The organism is Thioalkalivibrio sp. AKL17 (genome assembly GCF_000377885.1).
Lineage (GTDB): Bacteria > Pseudomonadota > Gammaproteobacteria > Ectothiorhodospirales > Ectothiorhodospiraceae > Thioalkalivibrio > Thioalkalivibrio halophilus.
Genome location: NZ_KB898764.1, coordinates 645,240 through 660,066, shown reverse-complemented (window position 1 = coordinate 660,066; position 14,827 = coordinate 645,240). Strand labels below are relative to the sequence as shown.

Below are 14,827 nucleotides of genomic sequence, written 5' to 3'. Positions count from 1 at the left end.
CCGGGCGTTCCGGCACGCGGGACGAATCAGGCGGGAGCGGTTCAGGCGTGGACGCAACGGTGAGGATACCGCCACGCCGGGAATCAATCGCCGCTCAGTTCCTCGCGACAGCGCCGCAGCACGTCCTCCGGGATCAGCGCGCGCAGCACCGGATGCAGGTCCGGCTCCACCTCGCTCATCACCGGCAGGGTGCGCACCCGCGAGTGGCGCGACAGCGGATCGCCGTACTGGTTGGTCTGAATGCTGCGATCGACCCCGGCCTCCATCAGCGCGATCCCGGGCTGGCCGCCGGGACCCTCGTCAAGGATGTCGACCAGTTCGACCACTTTGCCGTCGACCTCGCCACGCAGTCCGACCAGCGGACAGAGCAGGTCGATCAGGCGGCCGGTTTGCTCCGAGTTCAGCTTCTCCATGACCGTACATTAGTTCGCCGGCGCGCGGGGCGCCACCCCGTGCCGCCACGCTAATCTGAATTGCACCCGATGCGAGCAGAATGGTGAGAGCCTGCGTGCAGGCGAACAGGACGGCATTTTCGACATGCGGTCTGCCGCGCGTATAATCCGGTTTCCCGCCCGCGTCTCCGTAGCTCAGCTGGACAGAGCAACCCCCTCCTAAGGGGTAGGTCGCAGGTTCGAATCCTGCCGGGGACGCCATTTTCGGTTTACGTGTCGGTTTCCAGTTCCGCCAGGAACCGTCGCAGCTGTTCCTCCTCGGCTAAGTCCCCGTAGAGCACGGAGACCTCGCCGTTCGTGTCGGTCTTCAGCAGCGAGGGGGTAGCGAACACGGACTGAGTGATCCCCTGGAGGGGCTGCTCCAGCAAATCCACCTCGCGGGGACGCAGGTCGGCACGACCGAGCTGCTCGAGCATTCGGGCGAGATTGGCGCGCGCGCGCTGAGAGCGGGGTGCCGATCCGGTTACGAACAGTGTCAGCACGGGGATGGAGGCTTCGCCGCAGTCCCGGGTCTCGTTGTTCATCGATGTGTTCCTTCGTCGGCAACCAGGTCGTCGCCGACGGACCCCGGGTCGTGATCCGGGTCCCGGCGGCGGCGCATATCCACCCGATAGTTGTGTTCCAGCTGGTCGGTCTCGCCGCTGGTCTGATCCAGGTGCTCGCGTTCGGCCTCCAGCCGTTGCCGTTCCGCCTCGGTCTGCAGAATGCGCTGTTCCAGGTCCAGACGCCGGCGTTCGCGCTCCAGCTGCCGCTGGCGCTCGTGTTCCCGGTCCTCGCGCTCCTTCATCGCGCGCGCCGTGCCCATCAGCACCTCGGAACCGGATTCGTAAACATCGGCGAGGTCCAGCCCGCTGTCGGAGAGGATCAGTTCGCGCTGCTGATTGGAGTGGGCCGAACCGCGAGATTTCACGACCGATAATGACCGGTTGCGCTCGCCCCCGCGCTCGTTGTAGCCGACGACGATCCAGGTATCGGCCAGCGTGGAGACATCGCCCAGCGTGGCCTCGCCCTCCGGATCCTCGACACCGCTCAATGCGGTGAGGATGGTCGTGATGCCGCGTCGCCGGGCCAGATCGACCAGTTGTTCGGTCGCCAGATGTGCACCCTCGGTGGCAGTGGCCTTGAGAAGGGCGGAGAGCGGATCGATGACCAGACAGTCGGGGGCGAAGCCGTTGATCAGGCGACGTATAGCGAGGAAGTGTTCGGTGACGCTGGAGGTGTAGGCGGAAAAATCCTGAAAACGGACGGCCCCACGGGCGATCGGGGTGGCCAGGTCGATGCCCACCGATGCCAGGTTGCGGACATAGGCGGCTTCCAGCTCGTCGAAGCTGATGTACAGCACGCGTTCGCCCTCCCGCGCCCGGGCTTCCGCGAAGCTGCCGGCCAGGGTGCTCTTGGCGGTCCCCGGGCGGCCGGAGACCAGTGCGCTCGAACCGCGATGGATGCCGCCACCAAGCAGGCTGTCCAGCCGCGGGATGCCGGTGCTCAGACGTTCGCTGCTGGCGGCCACCCGGCCGACCGGCGGGGCCTCGTGGTAGGGGAGCTGGATGCCCTGGTCGTCGATCAGCATCGGCATCTCGTCGGTGACATGGGCGCTGCCTCGGTATTTGGTGATGCGCAGCGAGCGGTTGAGCTTCTGATGGAGCACGTGGGCGGACAGCAGCAGGCTCGATGACAGCAGGAACTCGATGCCTTCCAGCCGGTCCGGTGCGGGGCTGTCCGCCCGGGCCTTGCCAGTGAGCAGCACCGCTCGGTCATGGGTCTCGCAGTGGTCGTTGATACGCCGGATCTGTTCGATCGCGGCATGCCGGTTCGGCTGGTGCTGCAGCAGCTGGTCGATACCGTCGAAGATCACCCAGCTTGCAACGCTGCCCGCCGCGGCGGTGACTGCGCTCAGCAGGCCCTCGATGTCGAACTCGCCGGCCCCCTCGGCCTCCGGATGCGGGCGTGCATCAATCAGCTGCCAGCGGTCGGAGTCCAGCAGCCCGGCACCCCAGTCGAACGAGGCGGCGTCGCGGCGAACCTGCGCCGGCGACTCCTCGAAGGTGACGAATACTCCGCCTTCACCGCGTTCCACCGCCCGCGCCAGAATCTGCACGCAGAGGACCGTCTTGCCGGCGGCGGCCTCGCCGAGGACGAGTGTGGCCTGGCCGGACGGCAGGCCCCCCCGGGTGGCGCTGTCCAGCCCGGCGATGCCGGTTTCGCGTTTTTGCAGGCCGGTTTGGGATGGGTTCATGCGTGCGGCTCCCGTTGCTCAGGTCGATGGCGGATGGGTGCCGGCCAGCGGCAGGCGGCTTCGCTGTTCCAGTAACCACCGAAAGTCCTCTGCCTCCAGCGGCATGCTGTAATAGTAGCCCTGACCGAAGCGACAGCCCATCTCCAGCAGGGCCTCCCCGACCCGGGCGGATTCGATGCCTTCGGCGATGACTTCCGCATCCATCGCCCGCGCCAGGGCCAGCACGGTCTCCACGATGTTGCGATGGAAGGGTTCCTCCAGCAAATGGAACACAAAGCCCTGGTCGATCTTGATCTCGTCGAAGGGATACTGCTTGAGATAGAGCAGCGAGGAGTAGCCGGTGCCGAAGTCGTCCAGCGCCAGGCGCACGCCCATCTCGTGCAGCATGCGGATCTGTCGCTGCAGTGCGGTGGACTGCTGGATGAACACGCCCTCGGTGATCTCCAGCGCCAGTTCCTCGGGGGCTACGCCTGATTCTTCAAGGGTGCTCCGCACCCGCCGCGCGAAGTTGCCGACCTGGAACTGGGTCAGCGACACGTTCACCGCCACACGGACCGGATCCAGGCCGGCATCGCGCCATTCGCGCAGATGCCGGCAGGCCCGTTCGAGTGCCCAGTCGCCCACTGCGGTGATCAGCTGACTCTGTTCGGCCACGGCGATGAACAGGTCGGGCGGCAGCAGGCCGCGCTCGGGATGATTCCAGCGCAACAGCGCCTCGCAGGCCACCAGCTGGCCGCTGGCCAGGTCGACCTTGGGCTGGAAATGCAATTCGAGCTGGTCTTCGTTCAGAGCCTGGCGCAGTTCGCGCGTGAGGTCGATGCGCTGCTGGGTCTCCTCGAACAGACGGGTAGTGAACGCCGACCATGGTTCCGACGACTCCGCCCGGTTACGGAACTGGGCGAGTTCCGCCTCGCGCAGCAGAACCTCGGCCGTGCGCTGCTGCGTGCCCATCCGGGTGTATCCCATACGGATCGAGATCTCGAACTCCGTTCCGTGGATCGTGAAGGGCGCGGTCAGCGCATCCTGGAGTTCGCTCAGGTCGAGTTCCAGTGGCTCGCGGGGCTCCGGCAGGAACAGGGTGAACTCGTCGCCGCCCAGCCGGCCCACCAGGCCCCGTTCGCCCGCCTGTCCCTCCAGGCGTCGGCCGAATTCCCTCAGCAGCCAGTCACCGGCCTGGTAGCCGTAGGCCTCGTTGATGTCTCGCAGCGCGTGGATGTCGGTAATTACGAGGAGGCCGGCGGGGTGCCAGTGTCCCCCGTCGATCCGCTGCTGCAGCGCCCGCGCGAAGCCCGGACGTGACAGCAGTCCGGTCAGGGCGTCCTCGTAGGCGATCCGCCGCAATTGCTCCTGGGCCTGTTTCAGCGAGGTGATGTCCTGCTTGATCGCCACATAGTTGATGGTCCGGCCCTGTTCGTCCTTGAGCGGAGAAATGACCTCCTGTTCCCAGAACAGTGTCCCGTCCTTGTGTCGGTTCTGGATCTCTCCGGTCCAGGTCTCCCCGGCGGTGATGGTGGTCCACAGGTCACGATAGAGCTCGTCCGGCGTGTTGCCGCTACGGATGCGGGCCGGCGTTCGGCCCTCCAGCTCCTCGGCGGAATAGCCCGAGATCCGTTCAAAGGCGGGGTTCACGTATTCGATGCGGCCCTGCAGGTCGGTCACGGCTACCGCCGCGGGGCTCTGCTCGATGATGTGGCGGAAGCGTCGTATCTGGTGCTCGCGTTCGCGGTGCCGGGTCAGGTCCTGGAACGCTCCCTGTGCGCCCACGATGTGCCCGTCCGTATTCCGTATCGGCTCGCCCAGGGCACGCACCCATTTGCGCTGACCTTCGGCGTCGATGAGGGCCAGTTCCTCGTCGTAGGGGATGCCCCGTTCGATGCAGTCGTTGAAGAGGGCGCGGATCCGGTCGCGCGACTCGGGGGCGTAGAAGTTGATCCCCTCCTCGAGTGGCGGGGCGTAACGCACAGGCAGGGCGTGGATCTCGGCGACCACCGGGGACCAAATAACCCGTCCGTCGTCAAGAAACACCGACCACCCGCCCACGCGCGTGATTCGGCCGGCCATCTCGATCAGGTCGGCCTGGCGTTGCAGCTCCGCCTCGGCCGCACGCAGCCCGGTGACGTCGGTGATGACCGCACCCGCCCGCGGTCCCTGGCCGCGAGAGGATTCGAGCGGATAGTAGTCCACCCTCAGCTGGCGGCGCCGGCCATCGCCCGAGGTGTGTTCGGTCTCGTAGCGAACGGCCTCGCCGGCCAGGCAGCGATCCAGGTGCGGCCTCACCGTTTGCTCGAAGCATTCCGCACCCAGGATCTCGGGCAGCGAATGCCCGGTGAACTCCTCGTCGCCACGGCCGAAATGCTCACGGTATGCGCGATTGGCCCAGATATAGCGGTAGTCGGCGTCCGCGATGGCACACTGGTCTTCGCTGGTTTCCAGCAGGGCGCGGAACTCGTGCAGACGGCCTTCCAGCGTCTGCTGTTCGCTCAGGCAATGCGCGAGCCGGGCCAGCGGGCTGCCCTCACGTGTCTGGCGCCGGGCCCACCAGGCGAATGCCGTGATCGCCACGGCGCCGATCAGCACGCCCAGAACCAGGCCGAAGAAGAGGGGCGTGGCGATGACGGATAGGTCGAACAACGTCAGGACCGCGCCGCCGACGGCAATGCCCGGGTGTTGTTGCTGCCTGGCCGGTTCGTGCGCTCGGTGAACGGGAATGGCAGAGACGGGAGTGGCACCGGTGGATCTCTCCCTGGCGGGTATGCGAATGGCGTTCCTGTGAAGTGTTTCGCAACAATCCCGGGTACGCAAGCCGCCGCGGCGGGGGGGGCAGCGTCTTTTTGCGGCGCAACCCGAACTGCGGATTTCTGACTACACTCCAGGGGCATGATCTTCACGCAGCGGAAACGTGAAGGCAGGCCAACCACGTCAAGGAGCGGTTCATGAACAAGAGTTTTGCCCCCATCCAGACTCGTCCGCTGTCGGCGGATGCCACCGTGCTGCGTTGCGATGGCGTGCTGGCGCCACGGGTGACGCCGGAATCACCGGCTGACCGCGCGATGACCGACCTGCGCAAGGTGCCGGCGGTGACCGCTACCGCGGAGATGCAAGCCGACGAGGCCCTCCAGCGGATGATCCATGCAGGAGTGCGTCTGTTGCTGGTGGTGGACGGCCGGGATTCGGTGAAGGGTGTGGTGACCGCGCGCGACATCATGGGCGAGCGGCCGGTGAAGGCCGCACAGGACGAAGGGATCCCGCGTGACGCGGTGCAAGTAAAACACGTGATGAGCAAGGTCAGCGAACTGGAGGCCATCAATCTTGACAAGGTCGAACACTCGCGGGTCGGCGACGTGGTCGAGACCCTGAAGAAATCCGGTCGCCAGCATGCCCTGGTTGTGACGTCCCTGGATGGCGGCGGCGAGGCGGTGTGCGGCCTGTTCTCGGCGACCCAGGTCGGGCGTCAGCTGGGCGTGGAGGTCTCGCCCGAGGGGCCGGCCCAGACGTTCGCCGAGCTGGAGCGTTCCCTGGCCTCCTGACCCGGGCAGCGGAGAGGTCCGTCCCGGGGAGCCGTAACCCCGGGGCGGTTACGGCCCTTCACTGCGGTCGGTGCCGCCGTCGGTATACGGGTAGCCAGGGGCTTCGAGGTCTTCCTGGAAGGTTTCCAGGCGCTCCACGGCGATGTCCGTGCGGTGGAACTGGGCGATGTTGAAGACCGCATCGCCCTCGTTCACCAGGGGCAGGCGCAGCTGGCCGATGACGATGCCGGAGACTGGGGCGCGGATCTCTGTTTCGCGTTCACCGAACGGGTCGGAGACGATCGCCAGCAGGGTCTGGTCGCGGGTTACGCGGTCCCCTTCGCGCACGAAGATCCTCAGAATACCGCTCTCCGGGGCCCGCACCCAGCTGGCGGAACGCGCCATCACCGGTTCCTTGCGTCTCCGCTGGCGGGGCGGCGCCGGCAGCATGCCCAGGTAGCGCATCACCTCGATGATTCCGTGTACCCCGCCGCGGATGGAGAGTTCGTCGAAGCGCAGGGCTTCGCCGGCCTCGTACAGCAGGATGGGGACCTGCCGCTCGGCGGCGGCCTCGCGCAGGGAGCCGTCGCGCAGGGCCGAGTTGAGGATGACTGGTGCGCCGAAGGCCTGCGCCATCTCGCGGGTCTCGCGGTGGTCCAGGTTGGCGCGGATCTGCGGCAGGTTGGAACGATGGATCGCCCCGGTGTGCAGGTCGATGCCGTGGGTGCTGTTATGCACGATCTCGCGCATGAACAGGCGGGCCACGCGGGCCCCCAGTGAGCCCTTGCGCGAGCCCGGGAACAGCCGGTTGAGGTCGCGCCGGTCGGGCAGGTAGCGGCTCTGGTTGATGAAGCCGTGCATGTTGACCACCGGCACGGCCAGCAGGGTGCCCTTCATGCGCCGCAGGGCGGGGGCCTTGAGCAGCCGACGGATGATCTCCACGCCGTTGATCTCGTCACCGTGGATAGCGGCGCTGACAAACAGCACCGGCCCCTTCTGGCGCCCGCAGACTACCTGCACCGGCATGTGCGCCGGGGCGTCGGTGTACAGGCTGCCGACCTGCAGTTCGACCGTGCGGCGTTCACCGGGCTGGACGGTGGTGTCGCCCAGCGTGACCGGTCGGTTGCGTCGCGCCCGGGGCAATCCGGCCATTCAGCCGCGCCCCTTGGTCTTGGTGCGATTGGGCTTGCCGTTCTTCTGGATGAAGTCGATGATCATGCCGGCCACGTCCTTGCCGGAGGCAGCCTCGATGCCCTCCAGGCCCGGAGACGAATTGACCTCCATGACGACCGCGCCGTGATTGGAGCGCAGCAGGTCCACGCCGCAGACGTTCAGGCCCATCACCTTGGCCGCGCGTACGGCGGTGGCCCGCTCCTCCGGCGTGATGCGGCAAAGTGCCGCGCTCCCGCCACGATGCAGATTGGAGCGGAACTCGCCTTCCTTGGCCTGTCGCTTCATCGACGCGACAACCTTGTCGCCGATCACGAAGCAGCGGATATCCGCGCCTTTCGCCTCCTTGATGTATTCCTGCACCAGGATGTGCTGCTTGAGTCCCATGAATGCCTGAATCACGCTCTCGGCCGCCTGCTTGGTCTCGGCCAGCACCACGCCCAGCCCCTGGGTGCCCTCCAGCAGCTTGATCACGCAGGGCGCGCCCCCGACCGTGGCCAGCAGGTCGTCGATGTCGTCCGGGGAGTGGGCGAACCCGGTGACGGGCAGGCCGATGCCGCGGCGCGACAGCAGCTGCAGGCTGCGCAGCTTGTCGCGCGAGCGCGAGATGCCCACCGATTCGTTCAGCGGATAGACGTTCATCATCTCGAACTGCCGCAGCACCGCCGTGCCGTAGAACGTGATCGAGGCCCCGATGCGCGGAATAACCGCGTTGAACTCGTCGAGGATGTCGCCCTTGTAATGGATCTGCGGCTTGTGCGCCGTGATGTTCATGTAGCAGCGCAACGGGTCCACCACCCGTACTTCGTGCTCGCGCTCCTGGGCGGCCTCGACCAGGCGGCGGGTGGAGTAGAGCTTGGCGTTGCGCGACAGAATGCCGATTTTCATGGGGTTTCCCGGGGGCTGGTTGCGGGTTCGTCGTCGTGGTCCTGCTGCAGGATGTCGGGTCGCTCCGGAGGTTTCCCCAGGGCGAAGGATGCGCCGGGGTCGACCAGGAACCGGCCCCGCATCGCCTCGCGCCCGAGCAGCATGCGAAACAGCATGGTATCGCGAGCCGTCAGGGACAAATCCACCGGCAGCACCGAATCGCCAATGCGCACGGGCGTACGGATGAAGTAGCGGTCGCTCTGGTGGCCGCCGGAATCGGTGACCGGGCGTACGTCCAGCACCGGCGCCTCGCACCAGGTTTCGGTCGTACTGTCCTGCTGGCGCGGATGCATGCCGAAGCGGACCCACTCGCATCCGTCACGTTCGAAGGTTTCAATCGCGAACGCGTGCAGCGCCGAGCTGCGCGCGCCGGTGTCGACCTTGCACTTGATCCAGTCGAGCCCCAGTTCCGGCAGCCCCACCCACTCGCGCCAGCCAAGTACCGGACGGGTCTTCATCGGCCCCTCGCCGGGCCGACTTCCGGGTACAGCCGATTGCAGTACATCAATGTCTCCTGATGAAGTCCATGTGAGCTGTGGGGATCGGTTTGCGGCCCGGCCGTCAGGTGCCTAAATTGCGCGGCTTCGGAACGGGGGAGATCACCATGACGCAACGTACCATCGGGAAGACGACGCTGGCCACGCTGCTGGCCCTGCCGGGCGCGGCCCTGGCCCAGGACGAGGCCGTGGAGCTGGCACCGGTATCGGTGACGGCCACCGGCTACGAGACGCTGATCGAGGATACGCCGGCATCGGTCACGGTCATCGACCGTGACGAGATCCGCAACCGCCCGGGGGTGGGTGTGGGCGACCTGCTGCGCGGCGAGGCGGGCCTGGCCACCGCGGTCGATGGCTCGGCGGGTCAGGACCCGATTATCCGCGGTCTCAAGCGTGACCAGGTGCTGGTGCTGGTGGACGGCGTGCGGGTCAACGCCATGCAGCCGCCGGCGCGCGGTTCGCTCGCCTCCTACGTGAACATGGACCTGATCGAACGCATCGAGATCGTGCGCGGTCCGAGCTCGGTGCTCTACGGTTCCGGCGCGATGGGCGGGGTGATCAACATCATCACCCGCAGCGGCGATTTCACCGAAGAAGAGGAGATGAACGCCTGGAGCCGTCTGGGGTACAGCTCGGTGGATCGCGGGCTGCGCACCGCGCTGGGGGTGACCGCCTCCAACGAACGCCACGTGCTGGACTTCTCCACCGCTTATCTGGATACCGGTGACTACCGCATGGGCGACGGCGATCGCCTGGACGACAGCGGTACCCGCCAGGAGGCCTATCACCTGCGCTATCGCACCCGCCTGACGCCGGATCACGAACTCGGTTTCCGTGCCCAGCGCGACGAGCGCGAGGACGTGTGGTATCTGGCGTCGCGGTCGTTCAACGAAACGAATCCGGATGATGTTTTCCCGGGCACCACTGATCCGGAGGAACAACAGCAGAGGCTGCAGGCCCCGCCTCAGGGCCTGAATACCCATTACACGCCGACCCAGACCCGGGACCTGCTGGAGGCGACTTACCAGGGCGATTTCGGCGGCGCCTGGGCGCCCCGGGTCGAGGCCTCGATCTATCGTCAGGAGCTCTCGCGTGGCAACTACGACTGGAGCCATGCGCTGGGGCGGGACTACCGCGTCTCGGACACTGATTTCACCACCGACGGGGCGCGCATCCAGACGGAGCTGTTCCCGACCGACAACCAGATCCTGCTGGTGGGTGCCGAGTACTGGCGTCTGCGGGCGAGCCCGGATTCCTATATCGGCCATGTGGATCAAGGGTTTCGGCCGAACGAAGACACCGCTCTGTTCATGGATCTGATTGACGACGGTCAGATCGATTCGCAGGGCGTGTTCGTACAGCACGAGACCTTCCTCGATGCCGGCACCCTGAACCTCGGAGTGCGCTACGACCGCGTGGAAGGGGATGCGGATGCGGTCTCCGGCCATGACGGGGATCTGCAGCAGGTGGATCACAACCTGAGCTGGTCCGCCGGCTTCAACTGGGACCTGCGCGAGGAGGTCAATCCCTATGTCAGTCTGTCCGAAGGCTACCGTTCGGCCAGCCTGATCGAACGGTTCCTGACCTACCCCTACAGCGATGGCAACTTCTGGCAGGCCGATCCGCAGCTGGATCCCGAGCGCAACCGGACCCTGGAGATCGGAGCGCGCGGCCATCTGCAGGGCTTCAGCTACATGGTCTCCGCCTACGAGAGCCGGATCCGCGACTACATCGGCGGTGTGGTGCCGGAGGCGGGCCAGCGCCAGACGGTCAACCTCGACGAGGCCCGCATCCACGGGGTCGAGCTGCAGGTCCAGCGCCCGTTCACCGAACACGTGACCGGCGAATTCACCGGCACCTGGATCCGCGGCGAGAACCGCGACAGCCGGTTCGACGAGCCGCTGGCGGAGATGCCGCCGCCGGAGGCCAGCATCGCGCTGCGCCGCTCGGTGGAGCAGGGCTGGCAGTGGGAAGGCCGGCTGCGCGCGGTAGCGCGCCAGGATCGCACGGCGGACCGCTTCACCGATAATACCGAACGCGAGACCTCCGGCTTCGCGACCGGGGATCTGCTGGTGGGCTATCGTTTCCAGCCGTCCGGTCTGCTGCGCCACAACGAGCTGACCTTCCAGGTGAACAACATCGCCGACAAGGCCTACCGCGAGCACGTGACCGGCCAGCGCGAGGATCAGATCGACCCGGCGCGTGGCGCGCAGGAGATCCTCGCCCCCGGCCGCAGCTTCGGCGTGGTCTGGTACGCTGAGTTCTGATCCGGCCCGCGACCGGAGCCGTCATGGATACCGGGGCCGCGGCCCCGCTCGATCAGGGGAAGGAAGATGCGTTTGCGCGTGATCGATTTCGGGCAGCAGCCCGCACTGCGTTCCCAGGCCGTGTACCACGGCGTGGCCGAGGCGATGGGGCCGGACGACGATCCGGTCCTGACCCTGGTGAACCCCGATGATCCCTACGTCTGCGTGGGGCTGCATCAGGAGATCGCCCTGGAGGTGGACGAGGAGTACTGCGAGGAACAGAACCTCCCCATCGTGCGCCGGCATGTGGGGGGCGGCGCGGTGTATCTGGACCGCGACCAGATGTTCTTCCACTTCATCTACCCGCGAGCGAAGGCCCCGCGCATCGTCTCGCAGATCTATCAGAAGTTCATCGATCCGGTGATCCACACCTATCAGGATCTGGGGGTCAACGCGACCTTCCGTCCGGTGAACGATATCCATGTGGACGGGCGCAAGATCGGCGGCACCGGCGCGGCCAGCATCGGCGACGCCACCGTGATGGTCGGCAGTTTCATGTTCGATTTCGACACCGCGACCATGGCGCAGTGCCTGAAGGTTCCGTCGGAGAAGTTCCGCGACAAGCTGCGCGCCGGCATGGAGGATTACATCACCACGCTGACCCGCGAGCTGGGCGAGAAGCCGCCGCGCGAGACGGTGCGCGACGCCTTCCTCAAGCGGGTCGGCGAGGAGCTGGGCGTGGACGTCGAGCTGAGCGAGCCGACGGCCGAGGAGGCTGCCGCCATCGATGAGCAGCTGCAGGCCCTGGCGGATCCCGAGTGGACCTATCGCAAGGGCCGCAAGTTCGTGGAGATGGGGGTCAAGATCGCTGCGGGCACGCATCTGACCGAGGGCGCCCACAAGGCGGTCGGCGGGCTGATCCGCGCGCAGCTGATGGAAAAGGACGACGAGATCGCCGATCTCCTGCTGTCCGGCGACTTCACGGTGTTCCCCGAGGACGGCATGGACCGGGTCGCGGAGGCCCTGCAGGGAATCCCGCTGGAGGAGCCGGTGCTGCAGGATGCGGTGGCCACGGCCATGTCCGGAGTGGGGCTGGATGCCCCGGGCATTGAACCTGCAGATGTGGCGGCGGCCATCCTGGCGGCTCGCCACCACGAACCCCACTGAGTAGGGGCGGCCCGTACCACGGCGCCGGACAGGCGCCGCGGCGAGGCCAGTGAGGCGAGACTGTGGCGGTCGGTCCGTTCGCCGGACCGACCGCTTTGTGCCTGCCGGGTGGGCGCGGCGTCAGCCGCCCTGCGTGGGGGAGCCGGTCACCGGTGCGGCCGGGCTGTCGACACTGGACATGGCTCCGGCACCGAACAGGTCGCGCATGCCGCCCAGTGATCCCAGCAGGGCGGTGCCTTCCATCGGCACGAACACCCGGTCGCCCTGTTTGGCCAGTTCGGGCAGCATCTCGATGTAGCGCTGCGCGATCAGGTACTGCACGCCGGCCATCGGGTCGTCGGCCTTGCCCTCGAGGGCGGCCATGACGTTCTGGATGGCCTCCTTTTCGCCCTGGGCCACCAGGATGGCGGCCTGTTTCTGGCCCTCGGCCTTGGCGATCTCCGCCTGCTTGTCACCCTCGGCCTTCTGGATCTCGGCTTCCTTGTAGCCCTCGGCCTCGCGCACCGTGGCGCGGCGGTTGCGCTCGGCGACCATCTGCTGGTTCATCGCCTCGCGGATCTCCTGCGGGGTGTCGATATCGCGGATCTCCACGCGGTTCACCTTCAGGCCCCATTTGTTGCCGGCCTCGTCCATCACCGTCTGCAGGCGCGCGTTGATCTCCTGGCGCGACTCGAAGATCTTGTCCAGCTCCATGGTGCCGATCTCGGAGCGCAGCGAGGTCTGGGCGAGGGTCTGGATCGCCAGCACCAGGTTCTCGGTGCCGTAGACCGCGGCCTGCGGGTCCATGATCTGGTAGTAGAGCACGCCGTCGATCTGCACGCCGACGTTGTCCTGAGTGATGACCGACTGGCTGGGGAAGTCGAGCACGACCTCGCGCATGTCGATCTTGTCCTCGGTGCGGACCACCGGCTGGTCGTTCTTGAAGGTGAGGATGGTGATCGCCCGGGGACGGTCGATGAACGGGATGATCAGGTTCAGGCCCGGCTCCAGGGTACGGTGGTACTTGCCGAGGCGTTCGATCACCTGGGCGCGGCGCTGCGGGATCATGGTGATCCCCATGCTGAGGAAGACCGCCACGAGGACGGCGATGGCGATGAGGGTGATGAGCGTATTCATGCGGGATTCCCTTCGTTGGTGTGGCTGGAGTGGGTATCGGGGTCATCGCCGGCCGGCCGGACCACGGCGGTGATGCCCTGGAATCGCTGGATGCGCACGGGATCGCCTTCCTGCAGGGTCTGCTGCGGGTCCTCGGGGCGGGCGGGATAGGCATCGCCCAGCACGCGCACCCCCAGCCCCCCGTTGTAGGGTTCGAGGTGCAGGATCTCGTCGCGCACTCGGGGGTCATCCGGCGGCCCCTGTTGCGGGCGGCCGGCCCAGCGGCGGCCGACCCAGAACGCCAGGGCACCGGCCAGGATCATGCCGACCACCCCGGCGCTCAGCTGGCCGGCCAGTTCGGCACCGAAGGCGGCGGCCACCATGGCACCGAGGGCGCCGCCGGCCAGTACGAGGGTGATGCCGCCACCGCCGGACATCAGTCCGCCGAGGATGGCGAGGTCGATGATCAGGATCAGCAGGGCGGCGAGCAGCCAGATCTGCCAGGGGTCCAGCGCGCCGGCCCAGGAGGCGATGTCGGCCATGATTCGGTTCCTTCCGTTGTGTGGGTCGACCCTGCCCGAGTCCGCCGCTGGTTGCAATCCGGGGGTGTGTGCGCGCAGGGGGGGTGTGGTGGGTGGCGCTGGCTGGCATACTCGACCCCGATGACCCCGAAAAGGCCGTGGATATGGCAGAACGTGAGCGTCTGCTCCGCTTCGACGACGAGGACTACAACAAGGATGGCGTGTTGCGGCGCAAGGTCTATGAACGCGAGCTGCGGCGGCTGCAGGTGGAGCTGGTCAAGCTGCAGCGCTGCGTCAAGGCCGAGGGGCGCCGCGTGGTGATCCTGTTCGAGGGCCGTGACGCGGCCGGCAAGGGCGGGGTGATCAAGCGCATCATGGAGAAGAGCAACCCGCGCATCGTGCGTACCGTCGCGCTGGGGAAACCCTCGGACCACGAACGCGGGCAGTGGTATTTCCAGCGTTACGCCGCGCATCTGCCGACGGCGGGCGAGATCGTGCTGTTCGACCGTTCCTGGTACAACCGGGCCGGGGTCGAACGGGTGATGGGCTTCGCCTCGGAAGAAGAGGTGCAGCGCTTTCTCCATGCCTGTCCGACGTTCGAGCGGCTGCTGGTGGAAGACGGCATCGAGCTGTACAAGTACTGGTTCTCGGTCAGCGAGCAGGAGCAGGAACGCCGCTTTCAGGCGCGGGTGGAGGACCCCGTCAAGCGCTGGAAGCTCTCGCCCATGGATCTGAAGTCCCGGGAACTGTGGCACGAGTTCTCGAAGGCCAAGGACGACATGCTGCGCCATACCGATACCGCGCATGCCCCCTGGCGCATGGTGGATGCGGACATCAAGCGCCACGCGCGGCTCAACTGCATCGCGGATATCCTCGAGAATATCCCCTACAGCGATCACCCGCCGGAAAAGCCGGTGCTGGAGCCGCGCGTCTGGGCCAACGACCAGGATGCCCGTGGGCCGCTGCTGACCGGCAAGTACATCCCCGCGCGCTACTGACCCGGCGAACGC

General features: G+C 66.8%; 13 protein-coding genes and 1 tRNA gene. 5 read left to right on the top strand and 9 right to left on the bottom strand.

Features of this window, described 5'->3' with window-relative positions; translation table 11 throughout:
• Positions 1-83 precede the first annotated feature (83 nt).
• Entirely contained in the window at positions 84-413 is a 330-nt protein-coding gene (locus D577_RS0103045) for a hypothetical protein (protein WP_018946108.1), read from the bottom strand.
• Positions 414-576: 163 nt separating this feature from the next.
• Here D577_RS0103045 and D577_RS0103040 point away from each other — a divergent pair.
• Positions 577-653, top strand: a tRNA-Arg gene (locus D577_RS0103040).
• 8 nt (positions 654-661) lie between these two features.
• Here D577_RS0103040 and D577_RS0103035 read toward each other — a convergent pair.
• Genes D577_RS0103035 through D577_RS0103025 form a run of 3 tightly spaced genes read right to left on the bottom strand, consistent with a single transcriptional unit; the run spans position 662 to position 5,154 of the window.
• On the bottom strand, positions 662-976 hold the full coding sequence (locus D577_RS0103035) for a circadian clock KaiB family protein (protein ID WP_018946107.1): 315 nt from the start codon (positions 974-976) through the stop codon (positions 662-664).
• Complete coding sequence (locus tag D577_RS0103030; protein WP_018946106.1) at positions 973-2,688, bottom strand: ATPase domain-containing protein; 1,716 nt, start codon at positions 2,686-2,688, stop codon at positions 973-975. Before D577_RS0103030 ends, D577_RS0103035 begins: the two co-directional genes overlap by 4 nt.
• Positions 2,689-2,706: 18 nt before the next feature.
• Positions 2,707-5,154 carry an EAL domain-containing protein gene (locus D577_RS0103025; protein WP_371180222.1) on the bottom strand — a complete coding sequence of 816 codons (2,448 nt, stop codon included), beginning with the start codon at positions 5,152-5,154 and terminating at the stop codon, positions 2,707-2,709.
• 467 nt (positions 5,155-5,621) lie between these two features.
• Here D577_RS0103025 and D577_RS0103020 point away from each other — a divergent pair, with 467 nt between their 5' ends.
• Positions 5,622-6,215 (top strand): CBS domain-containing protein, encoded by a 594-nt coding sequence (locus D577_RS0103020; RefSeq protein ID WP_018946104.1) that lies wholly within the window; start codon positions 5,622-5,624, stop codon positions 6,213-6,215.
• A 48-nt stretch (positions 6,216-6,263) separates the two neighbouring features.
• Here the strand turns inward: D577_RS0103020 and D577_RS0103015 are convergent, their stop codons facing one another.
• From D577_RS0103015 to D577_RS0103005, 3 genes are read right to left on the bottom strand one after another with little or no spacing between them, the layout of a single operon-like run.
• Positions 6,264-7,346, bottom strand: a complete 1,083-nt coding sequence (locus D577_RS0103015) for a succinylglutamate desuccinylase/aspartoacylase family protein (RefSeq protein WP_018946103.1) — start codon at positions 7,344-7,346, stop codon at positions 6,264-6,266.
• The gene (gene rimK / locus D577_RS0103010; protein ID WP_018946102.1) at positions 7,347-8,252 is read right to left on the bottom strand and encodes a 30S ribosomal protein S6--L-glutamate ligase; all 906 of its coding nucleotides are present in this window, start codon (positions 8,250-8,252) and stop codon (positions 7,347-7,349) included.
• Positions 8,249-8,749, bottom strand: a complete 501-nt coding sequence (locus D577_RS0103005) for a RimK/LysX family protein (protein ID WP_018946101.1) — start codon at positions 8,747-8,749, stop codon at positions 8,249-8,251. The genes rimK and D577_RS0103005 overlap by 4 nt, the downstream gene beginning before the upstream one ends.
• A 146-nt stretch (positions 8,750-8,895) precedes the next feature.
• Between D577_RS0103005 and D577_RS0103000 the strand changes: the two genes are divergently transcribed.
• The gene (locus tag D577_RS0103000) at positions 8,896-11,055 is read left to right on the top strand and encodes a TonB-dependent siderophore receptor (RefSeq protein ID WP_018946100.1); all 2,160 of its coding nucleotides are present in this window, start codon (positions 8,896-8,898) and stop codon (positions 11,053-11,055) included.
• A 66-nt stretch (positions 11,056-11,121) separates the two neighbouring features.
• Positions 11,122-12,201, top strand: coding sequence for a biotin/lipoate A/B protein ligase family protein (locus D577_RS0102995; RefSeq protein ID WP_018946099.1), 1,080 nt, complete (start codon positions 11,122-11,124; stop codon positions 12,199-12,201).
• A 120-nt stretch (positions 12,202-12,321) separates the two neighbouring features.
• On the opposite strand, the gene D577_RS0102990 is transcribed toward D577_RS0102995, so the two are convergent.
• A complete protein-coding gene (locus D577_RS0102990) occupies positions 12,322-13,317 on the bottom strand; it encodes an SPFH domain-containing protein (protein WP_018946098.1) in 996 nt (331 codons plus the stop codon).
• The gene (locus D577_RS0102985; protein WP_018946097.1) at positions 13,314-13,838 is read right to left on the bottom strand and encodes an NfeD family protein; all 525 of its coding nucleotides are present in this window, start codon (positions 13,836-13,838) and stop codon (positions 13,314-13,316) included. Before D577_RS0102985 ends, D577_RS0102990 begins: the two co-directional genes overlap by 4 nt.
• Positions 13,839-13,981: 143 nt before the next feature.
• Here D577_RS0102985 and ppk2 point away from each other — a divergent pair, with 143 nt between their 5' ends.
• A complete protein-coding gene (gene ppk2, locus D577_RS0102980) occupies positions 13,982-14,815 on the top strand; it encodes a polyphosphate kinase 2 (protein WP_018946096.1) in 834 nt (277 codons plus the stop codon).
• Positions 14,816-14,827 lie beyond the last annotated feature (12 nt).